This window comes from Salana multivorans, from assembly GCF_003751805.1.
Lineage (GTDB): Bacteria > Actinomycetota > Actinomycetes > Actinomycetales > Beutenbergiaceae > Salana > Salana multivorans.
Genome location: NZ_RKHQ01000001.1, coordinates 1,326,164 through 1,342,525, shown reverse-complemented (window position 1 = coordinate 1,342,525; position 16,362 = coordinate 1,326,164). Strand labels below are relative to the sequence as shown.

Below are 16,362 nucleotides of genomic sequence, written 5' to 3'. Positions count from 1 at the left end.
GGGAGATCGGTCGGGCTGGTCATGACGCGACCGTAGCGCGGTTCGCTACGCGGTCGTCCGCCCACGACCCGCGCGCCCCACCTGCACCGCGGCCAGCACACCGCCCGCCGCGCCGAACAGGTGCCCTTGCCAGGACACCGCGCTCGATCCGAACGCCGCCACCGCGATCCCGGTCCAGAACATCCCGCCGAGCGTCACGATGAGCACGACCCCGAGCACGATCTGCCACACGTCCCTCGTCATGAACCCGCGGACCACGAGGTAGGCCAGCCACCCGAACACGAGCATCGACGCGCCGATCGTGACCGAGTGCGGCGGTGCCGTGAGCCAGACGCCCAGCCCGCTGACGAACCAGATCACGGCCGTCACGGCTGCGAACCGGCGCGCCCCGTCCAGGGCGACCAGGAAGCCCAGCACCACCACGAGCAGCAAGTTCGAGAACAGGTGCGTCCACGAGCCGTGCAGCACGGGGGCGAACAGCACCCCCCAGAGCCCGTCCCACGTGCGCGGCCGGATCCCGAGGTGCTGCGTCAGCCAGGACGCGCTGAGCCAGTTCACCACCTGCAGCACGACCATGAGACCCGTGAGGACACCGACGCCGAGAAGAGCTCCGCGCACCATGTCGGTGGTCAGTCGTCGCCGACTCGTGGCACCGAGCTGAGAGCGAGAGGCGTCGGGCATGCGGCCAGCCTTCCACACGCGTCGAACGTGCACGGAGTGGGTGCGTTGCCCTCACGTGGGTGTGTCTTTCACACGCACTGGGTCGGAACACACCCGGTCAGTGGGCTCAGACGAAGAACGAGTCGTCGACCTGGACGACGTCGAGCCGTCGCGCGACGACCACGCCCACCCGGTGCTCGATGAGCAGCCGACCGAGCCGATCCCCGTCGATCAGCATCACCCCGGTGCCACCCAGCTCGCGATCGTGTCAGCGTCCGGCCCGAGCCGCGCGGTCGTCACGAGCACGCCGCTGCTCGCCCGTCCTGCGCGCACCCGCGCGACGAACGCCTCGACCTCGTGACCGTCGATGACGAGGTCCCGTGCCTCGCAGCGCGCCCGCAGGTGCAGGCGGCTGGGGCCGAGGGCGTCCTGGTCGATCGTCGCCTCGAACGCGTCCGACCGGGCCGGTGCCGGAGCGCGGGCGTCGGCTGGCAGGTCGAGGGCGTCGGCCGCGGGCTCGCGCGGGCGCCGGCGGGCCGGTCGATCCGTCGGCGAGGAGCTCGAGGATCGGCACCAGGTACTCGTCCCAGACGGGGGGCCACCGACGATGTCGTCGACAGTGGCGGCGGGCTCGTGACGGCCGGACCGCGCCCGGTGCCCCGCCCCGCCCGCCTCAGCCGCGGGCGAGCCGGCGGACGGCCTCGACCACGTCGGCCGCGTCGACCGGATCGCGGTCGAGCGTGCGGTGCACCGAGAGGCCCTCGATCAGGGCGTCGAGCAGCCGCGCGGTGAGCGGGTCGAGGTGCCGCTCGAGCGCCGCTCGGCTCCGGGCCATCCAGCGCTCGGTGATGTCGCGGAAGGCGGGCTCGCGCGCCGCCAGCGTGTAGAGCTCGTACGCAACGACGGCGTCGCCGCCGTGGTCGGGTCCGGACCGCAGGATGGTCTCCGCCACGACGTCCAGCGCCTCGGCGGGTGTCGTGGCGCGGTCGAGGGCGGCGTCGAACGCGTCGGCCGCACGGTCGGCGTACCGCGTGAACGCCTCCCGGAGCACCTGCTCGATCCCGGTGAAGTAGTACGTCATCGACCCCAGCGGCACCCCCGCGGCGGCCGCGATCCTGCGGTGGGACGCCCCGGCAACGCCGGCGGCGGCGATCACCTCCAGCGTCGCCTCGACGATCCGGTCCCGCCGGCCGGGATCGGCCGGTCCGCGCGGGCTGGTCGCGGCCATCGTCGTCAGATCTCCCGGATGACCCGGGCCGGGTTGCCGACGGCGACGACGTTCGCCGGCACGTCGCGCGTCACGACGGAGCCGGCGCCGATCACCGAGTTGTCCCCGATCGTGACGCCGGGGCAGACGATCACGCCGCCGCCGAGCCACACGTTGTCGCCGATCGTGATCGGCTCCGCCGCCTCGAGCTTGTCCCGGCGCGGACCGGGCTCGATCGGGTGGGTCGGGTTGAGGAGCTGGACGTTCGGCCCGATCTGGCAGTCCTCGCCGATCCGGATGTCCACGACGTCGAGGGCGACGAGGTTGTAGTTCACGAACGTGCGCGCGCCGATGTGGATGTTCTCGCCGTAGTCGACGAAGAGCGGCGGCTTGACGAACGCGCCGTCGCCCAGGCTGCCGAGCAGCTCCTCCAGCAGGCCGCGTGCCGCCGCCTCGTCGGCCACGGACGCGCGGCGGTAGGCGTCGGCGAGATGGACGGCCCGCTGGGCGATGCGGTTGCTCTCGGGGTCGGTGCCGCCGATGTAGAGGTCGCCCGCGAGCATGCGCTCCCGCTGGGATCGGGGGTCGTCGGCGAAGGGATCCGTCATGTGTACGACCGTACCAGTCTCGTGTACGATCGTACATCTCATGACTCGCGAGCTCGCCCGGTGGCGCCTGTCCCTGTTCACGCTCAGCTTCGTCGTCGGCATCGGCATGGCCGCGTGGGTCACCCGCACGCCGGCCGTCCGCGACGGGCTCGGTGCCTCGACGGCGACGATGGGCCTCGTCCTGTTCGGGCTGTCCGTCGGCTCGATGGCCGGGGTGCTCGCCGGCGGTCCCCTCGTGCGCCGGGCGGGAACCCGGCGCGTCATCGTGGCCGGCGCGGGGTTCCTCGCCGCCGGGGTCGCCGTCGTGGCGCTCGGCGCGGCTGCCGGCTCGGCCCCGACGGTGTTCGCCGGCCTGGCGCTGTTCGGGATGGGCAGCGGGTCCGGCGAGATCGCCCTCAACATCGACGGGGCCGAGCTCGAGCGTCGCCTGCGCCGTCCGGTCCTGCCGGCGCAGCACGGGTCGTTCAGTCTCGGGACGCTCGTGGGCGCCCTCGTCGGGATCGTCCTCACGGCCGCATCGGTGCCGGTCCCGTGGCACCTGCTCGGCTGCGCCGCCGTGATGGTCGCGCTCGCCGGCTGGGCCGTGCGCGGGCTGCCCGAGGCCTCCCTCGGCCGACGGGCCGTCGCGGGCGACCCGGTCGTGGGCGTCGCGGTCGTCGACGCGACCGTCGATGCGGTGGTCGGGGACCAGCCACCCGGCGCCGCCCGGGATCGCGCGACGCCCGGCGCCGTGCCGGTCCCGGTTCCCGACGGGCGGCCGGTCTGGCGCGACCCCGCCCTCGTGCTGCTCGGCGTCGCCCTCCTCGCGCTCGCGTTCGCCGAGGGGTCGGCCAACGACTGGCTACCGCTCCTCACCGTCGACGGGCTCGGCCTGTCCGAGGCGGGCGGGTCGATGGTGTTCGCCGCGTTCGCCGCCGTCATGACGATCGGCCGCTTCTCCGGGCAGGTCCTCGTGGCGCGGATGGGCAGCCCGCGCGTGCTCGTCGCGAGCGTCGTGACGTCGGCGGTCGGCGTCCTTCTCGTCTCGTACGCACCCCACCCGGCCGTCCTCGTCGGCGGGGTCGCGCTCTGGGGGCTGGGCGCCTCGCTGGGATTCCCGGTCGCGATCTCCGTCGCCGGCGAGGACCCCGACCGGCCGCACGAGCGCGTCAGCGCGGTCGCGACCGCCGGCTACCTCGCGTTCCTCGTCGGTCCGCCCGTCCTCGGCCTGCTGGGGGAGCAGCACGGGCTGCGCACGGCGATCCTGCTCGTGGTCGCCCTCCTGGCGCTGGCCCTCGCGGCGCTCTCGGTCCGCTCCCGACTGCTCGCCTCGGCGCGCCCGACGCCGGTCCCCGCCTCGCTCGACGACGCCCGTCCCGACACCGCACCCGACGACGCCGTGCGATGACCAGCGACGAGCAGCGTCGGCTCATGCTCGCCGGCCTCTCCGGCGCGAGGCGCGACGACCTCGCCCCCGGGCGCGTCCGGGCGCGGGAGCAGGCGGGCCGCACCGACGACCTCACGCGGCACACCTGAGCGAGGCGGGTGCACCGGCCGGACGGCCGCGACGCCCGCGGCCCCGCGCCGCCCGGGGACCTGACCCGCCGCGCCGCCCGGGGACCTGACCCGCCGCGCCGCCCGCGGACCTGACCCGCCGCGCCGCCCGCGGACTGACCCGCCGGGTCGCCCTCGCGTCGGCCCGGGGCGGACACGCCGCCCGCAGCCGCGCCCTCCCGCGCGGCCGCCGCACCGGACCCGCGCCCGGCCCCGCACGGACCTGCGCCGGACCTCCCACGTCGGCTGCACCGGCCGCCGCACCCGACCCGCGCCGGCTCCGTCGCGGCCCCATCTCCGTCGCAGTCCGTCTCACACCGCTCGAATCCACCTCCAACCAAACTCCGTCAAACCGGTTGACCTCCGTTCGCGGACGAACTTACGTTGACGGACATGACCTCCCAGCGGCGCGCGGCAGCCTCTCCGACGATCAGCGACGTCGCTCGCGTCGCCGGCGTCTCCAAGGCCACCGTCTCGCACGCCTACAGCGGGAAGCGGACGATCTCCACCGCCACGAAGGAGCGGGTCTTCGCCGCGGCGCGCGACCTGCACTGGGTGCCGAGCTCGAGCGCCCGGGCGCTCGCCACCCACCGCGCCAACGCCGTCGGCATCGTCCTGGCCCGCCAGCCCGAGATCCTCGCGTCCGACACGTTCTTCCCGGCGTTCATCGCCGGCGTCGAGTCCGTGCTCGCTGAGCAGGAGATCGCCCTCGTCCTGCAGGTGGTCGCGAACCGCACCGCCGAGGAGCGCGCCTACCGCGCGATGGAGCACGGCCGCGCCGACGGCGTCATCGTCCTCGACCTGCACCGCGACGACTGGCGCGTCGAGCTGCTCACCACGCTCCGCCTGCCGGCCGTGCTCCTCGGCGCGTACCCGCACCGCACCCGGTTCTCCTGCGTCCGCACGGACGACGCCTCCCCGGTGCTTGAGCTGATCGCGCACCTGCGCCGGCAGGGCCACCGCCGGATCGCACACGTCGCCGGCCCGCTCGACTACGTGCACTCGCGCGCCCGCGCGCAGGCCTACCTCGCCGGCTCGGGCACCCCCGAGCTGCTGCGCGAGGGCGACTTCAGCGCCGGCAGCGGCCGTCGCGCGACGGCCGAGCTCCTCGCCCTGCCGAAGCGGCCGACCGCCATCCTGTACGCGAACGACACGATGGCGATCGCCGGCTACTCCTACGCCCGCGCGCAGGGTCTCGCGATCCCCGACGACCTCGCCGTCGCCGGGTTCGACGACGATCACCTGTCGGAGCACCTCAGCCCGGCGCTCACCAGCGTCGCCACCGCCCCACGCCGTCGCGGGGAGGTCGCCGCGCGCCGGCTCCTCGCCGACATCGCCGGCGAGGAGCCGCGGTCGATCACCGTCGACTGCAACCAGCTCGTCCTGCGGGAGAGCACCGACGCGCCCGCACGCACCACCGTCTGAAGGAGACACCCATGAGGTTCACACGCACCACCGCCGCCATCGGGGGCGCAGCGCTGCTCGCCGTCGCCGGGCTCGCCGGCTGCACCGGCGACGGTGGCGGCACGGGAGGCAACGGCGGCGACGCCGGCGGCGGCACCGGGCCGATCGACGTCTGGCTGTCCAACAACGAGCACGAGGTGGCCTGGGGCAAGGCCGTCGTCGAGGCCTGGAACGCCGAGCACCCCGACGAGAAGGTCACCGCCCAGGAGATCCCCGCCGGGTCCTCGTCGGAGGAGGCGATCACGGCGGCGATCACCGCCGGCACCGCACCGTGCCTCGTCTACAACATCGCGACCGCCGCCGTCTCCGGCTGGGTGCGCCAGGGCGGCCTCGTCGACCTGTCGACGTTCAGCGACGGCGAGAGCTACATCACCGAGCGCAGCGGCGAGAACGCCGCGGCCTATGAGACCGACGGCGGCTTCTACCAGCTCCCCTGGAAGTCCAACCCCGTCATGGTCATGTACAACAAGACGCTGTTCGAGGCCGCCGGTCTCGACCCGGAGAACCCCGGCATGGAGACCTACGACTCCTTCCTCGCGGGGTCGAAGGCGCTCGTGGACTCGGGCCTGGTGAGCGCCATCTGGCCCTCGCCGACCAACGAGTTCTACCAGCCGTGGTTCGACTTCTACCCGCTCTACCTCGCCGAGACCGGTGGGACGCAGCTCGTCGTCGACGGCGCCAGCACCTTCGACGACGAGCACGGCAAGGCCGTCGCCGACTTCTGGGCGACCGTCTACGCCGAGGGGCTCGCCCCCAAGGAGGCCTCGACGGACGACGCGATGTCCGTTGGCAGCACCGCGATGCAGCTCGCCGGGCCGTGGGCCATCGCCTCCTACGCCGACTCGGTCGACGTCGGGTTCATGCCGGTCCCGACCTCCGACGGCCGGCAGGACGTCGTCACCTTCGCCGACTCCAAGAACGTCTCCATGTTCACCGCGTGCAAGAACCCCGACACGGCGTGGGAGTTCCTCAAGTTCTCGACCAGCGTCGAGGCCGACGGCCAGCTCCTGGAGGCGACGGGGCAGATGCCGCTGCGCACGGACCTGGCGACCACCTACGCCGACTACTTCGAGCAGAACCCCGACTACAGGGCCTTCGCCGACCAGGCGGAGCGCGTGGCCGACGTGCCGAGCATCCCGAACTCGGTCGAGGTGTGGCAGAAGTTCCGCGACCAGTACTCCTCCGGCGTCATCTTCGCGACGCAGTCGGTCGACGACTTCCTGGCGACCGCCGCCTCCGAGATCGACGCGCTCGTCAAGGACTGACCGATGTCCTCCGGTTCGACCCGGCTGCGCGCCTCACGCCCGAGGTGGTGGGGTGCGCAGCCGATCGGGTCGCTCTTCGCCCTGCCGTACCTCGTGTTCGTCGTCGCGATCTTCGCCTACCCGCTCGGGTTCGCCATCTACATCGCGTTCCACGACTACTTCTTCACCGCGCCCGGGGTCGAGGTGGACAAGCCGTTCGTCGGGCTGGCCAACTTCGCCAAGGTGCTCGGCGACCCCCAGGTGCTGGAGTCGTTCAAGAACATCGGCGTCTTCCTCGTCATCAACGTCCCGCTGACCGTCGTCGCCTCGCTCGTCCTCGCGACGGCGCTCGACGCCGGCGTGCGGTGGGCCGCGGCGTTCCGGGTCGCCTTCTACGTCCCGTACCTGACGGCGAGCGTCTCGCTCGTCGGCGTGTGGATGCTCCTGTTCTCCTCGCGCGGCCTCGTCAACACGATCCTCGGGCCGCTCGCGCCCGACCCGTCGTGGCTCATCAACTCGGCCCTCGCGATGCCGACCATCGCCCTGTACGTGACGTGGAAACAGCTCGGCTTCTACATCCTGCTGTACCTCGCGGCGCTGCAGAACGTGCCGCGGGAGCGGCACGAGTCGGCGATGACGGACGGCGCGAACGCTTGGCAGCGGTTCCGGCACATCACCGTGCCCGGGGTGCGGACCGCGACGGCGCTCGTCCTCGTGCTGGCGATCATCACCGGCGCCAACCTGTTCACCGAGCCCTACCTGCTGACGAACGGCGGTGGCCCCGACGGCGCGTCGGTCACCCCCGTCCTGCTGATCTACCAGCAGGGCATCCAGCAGCAGAACCCGGACACGGCCTCGGCGATCGGGCTGCTGCTCGTCATCGTCGTCGGGATGCTGTCGCTCGCCGCCAACCGCGTGTCGAAGGAGAGCTGAATGTCCAGAGGCTCCCGGTTCGGCTGGGTCCGGTACGTCCTGCTCGGCGCGGCCGCGCTCGTGTTCGCGTTCCCGTTCTACTTCATGCTCGTCGGCGCCTTCCAGGAGAACCCGACGAACAGCCCCGACCGGCTGCTGCCGACGTCGGGCTGGACGACGCAGAACTTCACGAACATCGACTCGCGGATCGACCTCGTCGGCTCGCTGCTCAACTCGCTGGTGTTCACGCTCGGTGTGCTGCTCGGCACGGTGGTGTTCGGCCTCCTCGCCGGGTACGCGCTGGCCCGGCTGGACTTCCGCGGTCGCGGCGTCGTCTGGGTGCTCATGCTCCTGGTCCAGATGGTGCCGTTCCAGCTCCTGATGATCCCGCTGTACGTCCAGATCACCCGCGGCTACGGCCTGGGGGACACCTACCTCGGGATGATCCTGCCGTTCGCGATCAACACCACCGCCGTCTTCATCTTCACCCAGTTCTTCCGCGCGCTCCCGCGGGAGATGTTCGAGGCGGCCCGGATCGACGGCGCCGGCGAGCTGGGCATCCTCACCCGGATCGCCGTCCCGCTCGTGCGGCCGGCGCTCGTCACGGTGATCCTCGTGACGTTCATCGGGCCCTGGAACGAGTTCCTCTGGCCCTTCCTCATCACCAAGGACGCCTCGATGCAGCCGCTGGCCGTGTCGCTGGCGAACTACATCTCGAACGTCGCCCAGTCGACAGCCAACCCCAACGGGGCGATCCTCGCGGGCGCGACGACGCTGGCCTTCCCGGTCGTCGTTCTGTTCTGTGTCTTCCAACGCTATTTCAAGGCCGCCGACATCGGTGCCGCCGTGAAGGGATGATCCGATGCACACCATGTTCTCCGGGGCGACGTTCCCGCTGGGTCCGTTCGTTCCGTACGAGGGGAACCCGATCCTGAGGCCCCGCGGCGGGAGCTGGGAGTCGGCGAACCTCTACAACCCGGCGGCGCTGGTCGACGGTGACGAGGTGATCCTGCTCTACCGGGCGCACGCCGACGACATCGTGTCGCACGTCGGGCTCGCGCGGAGCCGGGACGGCCTGCACTTCGAGCGCGAGGAGGAGCCGATCCTCTCCCCGAGCGAGGACTACGAGCTGTTCGGCGTCGAGGACCCGCGGATCGCCCTCATCGACGGCACGTACTACCTCACGTACACCGGGTGGGACCGGCGCAGCGCGCAGCTGTGCCTTGCGACGTCGACGGACCTGCGCACGTGGACCAAGCACGGCCCGCTGTTCGAGGACTTCGACACCTTTGCGACGGTCGACCCACGCGGGTTCAACTGGTCGAAGGCCGGGGTCATCGTCCCGGTCAGGATGCACGGGAAGTGGTGGATGTACTTCGGCGAGGGGGCGATCTACTGGGCCACCAGCGACGACCTCGTCCACTGGACGCCCGGCACGCCGGACACGGAGCCGATGTACTCCCCGACACCGGGCTCGTTCGACGAGGACCTGGTCGAGATCGGGACGTCTCCCGTGCTGACGGACAACGGCCTGCTGCTCATGCTCACCAACGGCGCGACCCGGACCGTCAACCCCGACGGGACGGTCGACGTCGACTACCGCTGCGGCCAGGTGGTCATCGACCCCGACGACCCGACGACCGTGCTCGCCCGGATGCAGGTGCCGTGGCTGGCGCCCCAGACGTTCGAGGACCTCAACGGGCTCGTCTCCAACGTCACGTTCGTCGAGGGCCTGGTGAAGTTCAAGGGGACGTGGTTCGCGTACTACGGCCAGTCGGACACGACGCTCGCCGTCGCGGTCCACGACCCGGCGCAGCCCTGGGGGGCGTCGCTGCGCGACTGAGGCCGACCCGGCCCCTCCTGGCTCCGACATCGGGGTGGATCGCATCGTCTCTCGCGGTGCGATCCACCCCGATGTCGGAGGGGGGCCGGTGGAATCCCCTGGCCGCCGCTCGTCCGGCTCTGCTTGGCTGGGCCGATGAGTCAGCCGAGCATCGACCAGCAGCTCCTGTGGGACGTGGAGACGGCGCGCGCCTACGACACGCCGGGCGAGGGCATGTTCGCGCCGGAGGTGATCGGCCCGACGGTCGCGGCGCTCGCTGACCTGGCCGAGGGCGGCCCGGCCGTCGAGCTCGCCGTCGGGACGGGTCGCGTCGCCATCCCGCTGGTCGAGGCCGGCGTCCCCGTCGTCGGCGTCGAGCTGAGCCACGCGATGATCGCGCGGCTGCGCGAGAAGATCGACGACGAGCGGCTCCCCGTCGTCCAGGGCGACATGACGACGACGCGGGTCGGCGAGGGGTTCGCGCTCGTCTACCTCGTGTTCAACACGATCTCGAACCTGCTCACCCAGGACGAGCAGGTGGCCTGCGTCCGCAACGCGGCGCGGCACCTGCGACCTGGCGGCCGGTTCGTGGTGGAGCTGTGGGTGCCGCAGCTGCGCGCCCTGCCGGCGGGGCACGGAGCGACGGTCGAGGTGAGCGAGCCGGGGTACCTGCTCGTGGACACCTACGACGCGCTGCGCCAGCTCGTCGTCTCCCACCACGTCGGGTTCGACCCCGACCTCGGCGGCGGTCGCGAGGCGCGGATCACGAGGTCCCCGCACCGCTACGCCTGGCCGAGCGAGCTCGACCTCATGGCCCGGCTCGCCGGGCTGGAGCTGGAGCACCGCTGGGCGGACTGGGACCGGAGCACGTTCACCGCCGACTCGCGCAGCCACGTCTCGGTGTACCGGCTGCCGTGAGCCGCGCCCGGGCGAACTCCGGCTACACGCGCCGCAGCGTGTTGAACGTGGGGCAGTCGAACGGGTTGCGCTCGCCGAGGCCCACCCGGTTGAGGTACGCCACGACGATCCGGTAGGACTCGACCAGCGAGACCTCGGTGTACGGCATCTTCAGCTCGGCGCAGTGCGCCCGGACGAGCTTGCTCGCCGCGATGAGGTGCGGGCGCGCCATGCTCGGGAACAGGTGGTGCTCCACCTGGAAGTTGAGGCCGCCCATGAGGACGTTCATCACCCGGCCGCCCCGGATGTTGCGCGAGGTGAGCACCTGCTTGGACAGGAAGTCGAGCTTGCTGCCGGCGGGGATGATCGCCATCCCCTTGTGGTTCGGCGCGAACGCCGCCCCCATGTAGACGCCGAACACCGCGAGCTGCACGCCGAGGAAGGCGAACGCCATGCCGAGCGGCAGGGCCCAGAGCACGAGGCCGAGGTAGATCGCGAGCCGGGCGGCGATCGTCGTGAGCTCGATGACGCGGGTGCGGCCGCTCTCGTTCGCCGCGACGGACCGGATCGACGTCACGTGCAGGTTGAGGCCCTCGAGCGTGAGCAGCGGGAAGAACGCGTAGCCCTGGAACCGGGTGAGCCAGCCGAGGAGCCCCGTGCGCTTCGCCGCGTCCTCCTCGAGGAACAGGATGGTGTCCGGCTCGATGTCCGGGTCCTTGCCCACGTGGTTCGGGTTGGCGTGGTGGCGCGTGTGCTTGCTCATCCACCACGTGTAGGAGATGCCGACGAGGGCGTTCGCCATCAACCGGCCCCAGCGGTCGTTCGTGCGCCCGGAGGCGAACACGACGCGGTGGGCCATCTCGTGGGTGACGAACGCGAACTGCGTGAGGACGACGCCGAGCGCCGCCGCCACGAGGAGCTGGAACCAGGAGTGGCCGAGCAGGACGAACCCGGCGACGAGGCCGGCCAGGCACGCCGTGAGGACGGCGACCAGCCACAGGTAGTAGCCGGTCGCGCGGGCCAGGAGGCCGGCGTCGCGCACCTGCTTCGACAGGGCGGTGTAGGTGCTGACGACGGCGTTGCGCGGCTCGCGGACGGCCGTTCCGCCCGGTGCGGCGATGGGGGTAGCGGTCGGCATGGTCTCCCGGCTTCGCTGGTGATCGACTTGCCAGCCGCCACGGTGAGGATGCGGAGCGAACGCTCCGTCCCGTCCACCGTAGCCCATGACCTACGCAAGCGTAGGTAGGCCGTCCGGGGCTCGCTCGTCGCTGGCTCGCCGCCCTCGCGGCCCGACGTCCGCGTCGCCGCACCCCTCCGACGCCGTCGTACCGCGCCTCTCGGCGTCGAACGACGCCTGTACGGCGGCGCGACGACCCGGGACCTTGGACCTATGGCGTTTGGTATACCAAAATCCCTACACTGATCCGGCGAGCAGGTGACCGGTCCGGTCACGCCGAGCGCGCGCAGACCCCCCTGCGCCTGCGGACCCGCGTCGAAGGAGACAAGAACTATGCACATCAAGGCTGTCGTGAAGGCGAACACGTACGCCGACTCGATGTCCCTCATGGCCCTGTCCACCAAGGTGAACCAGCTCGAGATCGTCGACCAGGCCATGATCGGCATGGGCACGAACCTCAACAAGCAGGTCATCGCGGAGGTCGGGCTCTCGACGCCCGAGGTCGAGGCGGCCACGCCGCGGGACCAGATCATCGTCGTCCAGTGCGCCACCGAGGAGCTCTGCGACGAGGCGCTGGTCACGGTCGAGGAGCTGCGCGCGCTCGGTGTCGCAGCTCCGACCGAGACGACGTACCGCACGTCCCGGCAGGCGTACGAGAACGAGGAGAGCGCATCGCTCGCGATCATCTCGGTCCCGGGCGAGTACGCGGCCGACGAGGCGCGCACCGCGCTCGCGGCCGGCCGCAACGTGCTGATCTTCTCCGACAACGTCACGGTGGACGACGAGCTGGACCTCAAGCGCCGCGCGCACGAGCTGGGCCTGCTCGTCATGGGCCCCGACTGCGGGACGGCGATCATCAACGGCACGGGGCTGTGCTTCGCGAACGTCGTGAACCGGGGACCGGTCGGCGTCGTCGGCGCGTCCGGGACGGGCTCGCAGGAGCTCTCCGTCCGGATCGACGCGCTCGGCTCGGGCGTCAGCCAGCTCATCGGCGTCGGCGGTCGTGACCTGTCCGAGGCCATCGGCGGGATCATGATGCTCGACGGCATGCGGATGCTCGACGCCGACCCCGGCACCGAGGTGATCGTCCTGCTGTCGAAGCCCCCGGCGCCCGCGGTCGCCGCGCGCGTCCTCGCGGCTGCGGCCGAGCTCGCCACCCCCGTCGTCGTCTGCTTCATCGGTGCGGCCGAGCCCGAGGAGCTGCCGTCGAACGTCACGTTCGTCGCCACCACGCGCGACGCGGCCCGCGCCGCCGTCTCCGTCGTGACCGGCGGTGGCGAGCTGCCGCCGGTCGGGCACCTCGAGGTGGACGTCGAGGGCATCCGCGCCGCCCGGCTCCCGGAGCAGACCGACCTGCGCGGGCTGTTCTGCGGCGGGACGGTGTGCGACGAGGTGTTCCAGGCCGTCAAGCGCCGCTACCCCGACACGACCCGCTCGAACGTGGCCAAGGACCAGCGGTTCGCGATCACGCCCGAGTCCCGGTCCGGCCACCTGCTCATCGACCTCGGGGCCGACGAGTACACGCAGGGCCGACCGCACCCGATGATCGACCCGACCATCCGCAACGCCGCGATCCTCGAGCAGGCCGCGGACCCGGCGACCGCCGTCCTGGTGCTCGACGTGGAGCTCGGCTACGGCTCGCACCCGGACCCGGTCGGGGCGCTGCTCCCCGCCCTCGAGCAGGCGCAGGCGGCCGCGCGGGCCGCCGACCGGCCGCTCGAGATCGTCGCGTACGTGCTCGGCACGGACCGCGACCCCCAGAACAAGGCGGCTCAGGTGGCCGCGCTCACGGCCCGCGGGGTCCACGTCGTCGACGACGTGATCGACCTCGCGGACGTGGCCCTCGAGATGATCAGCTGAGAGAAGGTACCCACCCATGTCCAACCAACTGTTCGGTCAGCGGCTCGACGTCGTGAACGTCGGGCTGGCCTCCTTCGCCACCGACGTGGAGGCGCAGGGCGCCGGCGCGGTCCAGGTCGAGTGGACCCCGCCGCGCGAGTACTCCCCGCAGGTGCGGGACGCGCTTGCCCGCCTCCAGGCCCCCGAGGTCGCCGCCCGGGTGAAGGCGGCGAACGACGAGGTCGTCCGGCGCATCATCGACGCGCACCCGGTCCTCGTCGGCTTCGGCCGCGCGCTCGACGTCGTGCCCGGCATGACGCCGAACACGATCCTGCACGCCGGTCCGCCCATCGCGTGGGAGGACATGTGCGGCGCGATGCGCGGCGCCGTGACCGGCGCGATCGTGTTCGAGGGCCTCGCCAAGGACATCGCCGAGGCCGAGGAGGTGGCCGCCAGCGGCGGCGTCGTGTTCTCCCCCTGCCACGAGCACGACTGCGTCGGCTCGATGGCCGGCGTCACGTCCGCCTCGATGTACATGCACGTCGTGGAGAACAAGACGCACGGCAACGTCGCCTACACCAACCTCTCGGAGCAGCTCGCCAAGATCCTCCGGATGGGCGCGAACGACCAGTCGGTGATCGACCGGCTCGTCTGGATGCGCGACGTCATGGGCCCGATGCTGGCCCAGGCGATGGAGCTCGCGGGCGAGATCGACCTGCGCTCGATGCTGGCCCAGGCGCTCCACATGGGCGACGAGGACCACAACCGCAACATCGCCGGGACGGTGCTGCTGTTCCAGGCGCTCGCGCCGCACATGCTCATGACCGACTTCCCGATCGAGGAGAAGAAGAAGGTCTTCGAGTTCATCGCGTCGAGCGACTACTTCTCCGGGCCCACCTGGATGGCGGTCGCGAAGTGCGCGATGGACGCGGCCCACGGCGTCGCGGACTCGACGATCGTCACGACCATGTGCCGCAACGGCACCGAGTTCGGCATCCGGGCGTCCAGCTTCCCGGGCTTCGAGTGGTTCACGGGTCCCGCCCAGCAGGTGCTCGGCCCGATGATGGCCGGCTACAAGCCGGAGGACTCCGGGCTCGACATCGGCGACTCGGCGATCACGGAGACCTACGGCATCGGCGGCTTCGCCATGGCGGCGGCGCCGGCGATCGTCCCGCTGGTCGGCGGCACGGTGGACGAGGCGCTCGCCTACTCCAAGGACATGCTGCACATCACCACGACGACGAACCCGAACCTGACCATCCCGATCCTCAACTTCCGCGGGATCTGCACGGGCATCGACGTGGTCAAGGTGATCGAGACGGGCGAGCTGCCCATCATCAACACCGCCATCGCGCACAAGGAGGCCGGCATCGGGATGATCGGGACCGGCCTGGTCAACCCGCCGTTCGAGGTGTTCGAGAAGGCGATCGTCGCGCTCGCCGACTCGATCGCCGGCTGACCGCGGCGCGTCCGGCGATGACCGTCCACCGTGGCCTGCGCGCCGACGAGGTCTGGCAGCGACCGCTCCGGCTCGGGGCGCGGGCCACGGTGGCGTCGAGCTTTGCCCACGCCGTCAACCTCGAGGTCGACGACGACGTGCTGACGCTGCTCGCCGCCACCGGACGCCGCGCCCCCGGCGTCCTGGTGACCGACGTGCCCCGGCTGCAGCTGCTGGCGCCGGGCGCCGAGGTCGAGATCGCGCGGGGCTGGGTCCGGGCGCCCGGGCTCGACGTCGACGCGCGCGGGGCGAGCACGTTCTCGTGCCGGGTCGCGCCCGCCCCGTCCGGCGCGACCCGGGCGGGCGACCCGGTCACCGCGGACCGGCTGCGGGCGGCGCTCGCGGCCTGCGCGCGACCGGGCTCGTTCCGGCCCGGTCCCGATCCGGGCGCGGGGGAGGTCGCGCTGCACCGGCGGCTCCACGCGGGCGCGGCCGATCTGCGGCGGGCCCTGCGCCCGTGCCTCGATGGCCCCGCCGCGCCCGAGACCCTTCGGCCGGCGGTCGCGGGACTCGTCGGCCTCGGCGTCGGGCTCACCCCCTCGGGCGACGACTACCTCGTCGGGGTCGTCGCGGCGCTGCTCCACCTCCCGTCCGACGGGCGGGAGTCGCCGCTCGCCCCCGTCGTCGCCGCGATCCGGTCGGTCCTCGTCGACGACGGCGCCACCACGCCCGTCAGCCGCGCCTTCCTCCTCGCCGCGTGCGACGCACGACTGCACGAGGACCTGGCGGCCGCGGCCGCCGTGGCGACGGGTGCCGCCGCCGGGTCGTCCGGGCTCGCGGCGACCTTCGCCCGCGCCGCGGCCATCGGCTCGACCTCGGGCACCGATGCCCTGGTCGGGCTCGTGGACGCCCTCACCGTCCTCACCCACACCCCCATCCGACAACCGCTGTGACGTAGGAGTCATCGTGAACAAGAAGCTCGTCGCCGCCGCCGTGGTGACCGGTATCCTCTGCGGCGCCTGGGCCGGGCTCGCCGGCTACGCCAACCTGTCCGTCTGGATCGGCTTCGCCGCCTGCACCGCGTACTTCGCCTGCGGCCGCTCGAGGATGAGCGAGGCGCTGCCCATGACGCTGGCGACGGTGCTCGTCGGCGTCCTCACCGCCTTCCTCATGCTCTGGGGCAGCGCCCCGATCGGCGGGAACGTCGGGACCGGGCTGGCGGTCGGCGTCGTCGTCGGCCTCATCGTCCTCATGGGCGCCGTGAAGTGGCTGGCGTTCGTCCCCGGCATCTTCGTCGGCTGCTACTCGACGTTCGGCTACCTGGCCGTGGTCGAGAACGGCGACTGGACCGGCGCCCACCTGTGGACGCTCCTCGGCTCCCTCGTCGCGGGGGCGCTCCTCGGCCTGGCCTGCGCCGAGCTCGGCCGCCTCGCCGGCGAGCGACTCGTCGGCCCCGAGCCGGTCCTCGAGGAGATCACCGTCCCCTGACCCGTCGGCGCGTCACCGGCGCGCCTTACCACCCCCCACCCGGCGCGTCACCGGCGCGCCCGTCCCCGGCGTG

Annotated in this window: 16 protein-coding genes; 12 read left to right on the top strand and 4 right to left on the bottom strand. The window is 72.2% G+C overall.

Annotated elements, in window-relative coordinates; all coding sequences use genetic code 11:
- Positions 1–45 precede the first annotated feature (45 nt).
- From EDD28_RS06020 to EDD28_RS06010, 3 genes are all read right to left on the bottom strand, one after another.
- Positions 46–681: a rhomboid family intramembrane serine protease gene (locus EDD28_RS06020; protein WP_211339122.1), complete on the bottom strand. Its 636-nt coding sequence runs from the start codon at positions 679–681 to the stop codon at positions 46–48.
- A gap of 652 nt (positions 682–1,333) precedes the next feature.
- A complete protein-coding gene (locus tag EDD28_RS06015; protein WP_123738780.1) occupies positions 1,334–1,888 on the bottom strand; it encodes a TetR/AcrR family transcriptional regulator in 555 nt (184 codons plus the stop codon).
- Positions 1,889–1,893: 5 nt separating this feature from the next.
- Positions 1,894–2,475 carry a sugar O-acetyltransferase gene (locus tag EDD28_RS06010; RefSeq protein ID WP_211339121.1) on the bottom strand — a complete coding sequence of 194 codons (582 nt, stop codon included), beginning with the start codon at positions 2,473–2,475 and terminating at the stop codon, positions 1,894–1,896.
- A gap of 40 nt (positions 2,476–2,515) precedes the next feature.
- Here EDD28_RS06010 and EDD28_RS06005 point away from each other — a divergent pair, with 40 nt between their 5' ends.
- From EDD28_RS06005 to EDD28_RS05975, 8 genes are all read left to right on the top strand, one after another.
- Positions 2,516–3,862: an MFS transporter gene (locus tag EDD28_RS06005; RefSeq protein WP_123738779.1), complete on the top strand. Its 1,347-nt coding sequence runs from the start codon at positions 2,516–2,518 to the stop codon at positions 3,860–3,862.
- On the top strand, positions 3,859–3,990 hold the full coding sequence (locus tag EDD28_RS18055) for a hypothetical protein (protein WP_281272545.1): 132 nt from the start codon (positions 3,859–3,861) through the stop codon (positions 3,988–3,990). The genes EDD28_RS06005 and EDD28_RS18055 overlap by 4 nt, the downstream gene beginning before the upstream one ends.
- 411 nt (positions 3,991–4,401) lie before the next feature.
- Positions 4,402–5,433: a LacI family DNA-binding transcriptional regulator gene (locus EDD28_RS06000; RefSeq protein WP_123738778.1), complete on the top strand. Its 1,032-nt coding sequence runs from the start codon at positions 4,402–4,404 to the stop codon at positions 5,431–5,433.
- 11 nt (positions 5,434–5,444) lie between these two features.
- On the top strand, positions 5,445–6,737 hold the full coding sequence (locus EDD28_RS05995) for an extracellular solute-binding protein (RefSeq protein ID WP_123738777.1): 1,293 nt from the start codon (positions 5,445–5,447) through the stop codon (positions 6,735–6,737).
- Positions 6,738–6,740: 3 nt separating this feature from the next.
- A complete protein-coding gene (locus EDD28_RS05990; protein WP_123738776.1) occupies positions 6,741–7,649 on the top strand; it encodes a carbohydrate ABC transporter permease in 909 nt (302 codons plus the stop codon).
- Positions 7,650–8,486 (top strand): carbohydrate ABC transporter permease, encoded by an 837-nt coding sequence (locus tag EDD28_RS05985; RefSeq protein WP_123738775.1) that lies wholly within the window; start codon positions 7,650–7,652, stop codon positions 8,484–8,486.
- A 4-nt stretch (positions 8,487–8,490) separates the two neighbouring features.
- The gene (locus tag EDD28_RS05980) at positions 8,491–9,471 is read left to right on the top strand and encodes a glycoside hydrolase family 130 protein (RefSeq protein WP_123738774.1); all 981 of its coding nucleotides are present in this window, start codon (positions 8,491–8,493) and stop codon (positions 9,469–9,471) included.
- Positions 9,472–9,606: 135 nt separating this feature from the next.
- Entirely contained in the window at positions 9,607–10,368 is a 762-nt protein-coding gene (locus EDD28_RS05975) for a class I SAM-dependent methyltransferase (RefSeq protein ID WP_123738773.1), read from the top strand.
- A gap of 22 nt (positions 10,369–10,390) precedes the next feature.
- Here the strand turns inward: EDD28_RS05975 and EDD28_RS05970 are convergent, their stop codons facing one another.
- Positions 10,391–11,485 carry a fatty acid desaturase family protein gene (locus tag EDD28_RS05970; RefSeq protein ID WP_123738772.1) on the bottom strand — a complete coding sequence of 365 codons (1,095 nt, stop codon included), beginning with the start codon at positions 11,483–11,485 and terminating at the stop codon, positions 10,391–10,393.
- 372 nt (positions 11,486–11,857) lie between these two features.
- On the opposite strand from EDD28_RS05970, the gene fdrA reads away from it, so the two are divergent.
- The 4 genes from fdrA to EDD28_RS05950 are packed head-to-tail and all read left to right on the top strand — an operon-like array spanning position 11,858 to position 16,289.
- The gene (gene fdrA, locus EDD28_RS05965) at positions 11,858–13,384 is read left to right on the top strand and encodes an acyl-CoA synthetase FdrA (protein WP_123738771.1); all 1,527 of its coding nucleotides are present in this window, start codon (positions 11,858–11,860) and stop codon (positions 13,382–13,384) included.
- A gap of 16 nt (positions 13,385–13,400) precedes the next feature.
- Positions 13,401–14,822 (top strand): YlbE family protein, encoded by a 1,422-nt coding sequence (locus EDD28_RS05960; protein WP_123738770.1) that lies wholly within the window; start codon positions 13,401–13,403, stop codon positions 14,820–14,822.
- Positions 14,823–14,839: 17 nt separating this feature from the next.
- Entirely contained in the window at positions 14,840–15,754 is a 915-nt protein-coding gene (locus EDD28_RS05955; protein ID WP_123738769.1) for an oxamate carbamoyltransferase subunit AllH family protein, read from the top strand.
- 13 nt (positions 15,755–15,767) lie between these two features.
- Entirely contained in the window at positions 15,768–16,289 is a 522-nt protein-coding gene (locus EDD28_RS05950) for a DUF1097 domain-containing protein (protein ID WP_170169366.1), read from the top strand.
- Positions 16,290–16,362 lie beyond the last annotated feature (73 nt).

Bases quoted from the DNA above. Each gene is read 5' to 3' on its own strand.
- EDD28_RS06020 (WP_211339122.1), bottom strand. From the start codon at position 681: ATGCCCGACGCCTCTCGCTCTCAGCTCGGTGCCACGAGTCGGCGACGA.
- EDD28_RS06015 (WP_123738780.1), bottom strand. From the start codon at position 1,888: ATGGCCGCGACCAGCCCGCGCGGACCGGCCGATCCCGGCCGGCGGGAC.
- EDD28_RS06010 (WP_211339121.1), bottom strand. From the start codon at position 2,475: ATGACGGATCCCTTCGCCGACGACCCCCGATCCCAGCGGGAGCGCATG.
- EDD28_RS06005 (WP_123738779.1), top strand. From the start codon at position 2,516: ATGACTCGCGAGCTCGCCCGGTGGCGCCTGTCCCTGTTCACGCTCAGC.
- EDD28_RS18055 (WP_281272545.1), top strand. From the start codon at position 3,859: ATGACCAGCGACGAGCAGCGTCGGCTCATGCTCGCCGGCCTCTCCGGC.
- EDD28_RS06000 (WP_123738778.1), top strand. From the start codon at position 4,402: ATGACCTCCCAGCGGCGCGCGGCAGCCTCTCCGACGATCAGCGACGTC.
- EDD28_RS05995 (WP_123738777.1), top strand. From the start codon at position 5,445: ATGAGGTTCACACGCACCACCGCCGCCATCGGGGGCGCAGCGCTGCTC.
- EDD28_RS05990 (WP_123738776.1), top strand. From the start codon at position 6,741: ATGTCCTCCGGTTCGACCCGGCTGCGCGCCTCACGCCCGAGGTGGTGG.
- EDD28_RS05985 (WP_123738775.1), top strand. From the start codon at position 7,650: ATGTCCAGAGGCTCCCGGTTCGGCTGGGTCCGGTACGTCCTGCTCGGC.
- EDD28_RS05980 (WP_123738774.1), top strand. From the start codon at position 8,491: ATGCACACCATGTTCTCCGGGGCGACGTTCCCGCTGGGTCCGTTCGTT.
- EDD28_RS05975 (WP_123738773.1), top strand. From the start codon at position 9,607: ATGAGTCAGCCGAGCATCGACCAGCAGCTCCTGTGGGACGTGGAGACG.
- EDD28_RS05970 (WP_123738772.1), bottom strand. From the start codon at position 11,485: ATGCCGACCGCTACCCCCATCGCCGCACCGGGCGGAACGGCCGTCCGC.
- fdrA (WP_123738771.1), top strand. From the start codon at position 11,858: ATGCACATCAAGGCTGTCGTGAAGGCGAACACGTACGCCGACTCGATG.
- EDD28_RS05960 (WP_123738770.1), top strand. From the start codon at position 13,401: ATGTCCAACCAACTGTTCGGTCAGCGGCTCGACGTCGTGAACGTCGGG.
- EDD28_RS05955 (WP_123738769.1), top strand. From the start codon at position 14,840: ATGACCGTCCACCGTGGCCTGCGCGCCGACGAGGTCTGGCAGCGACCG.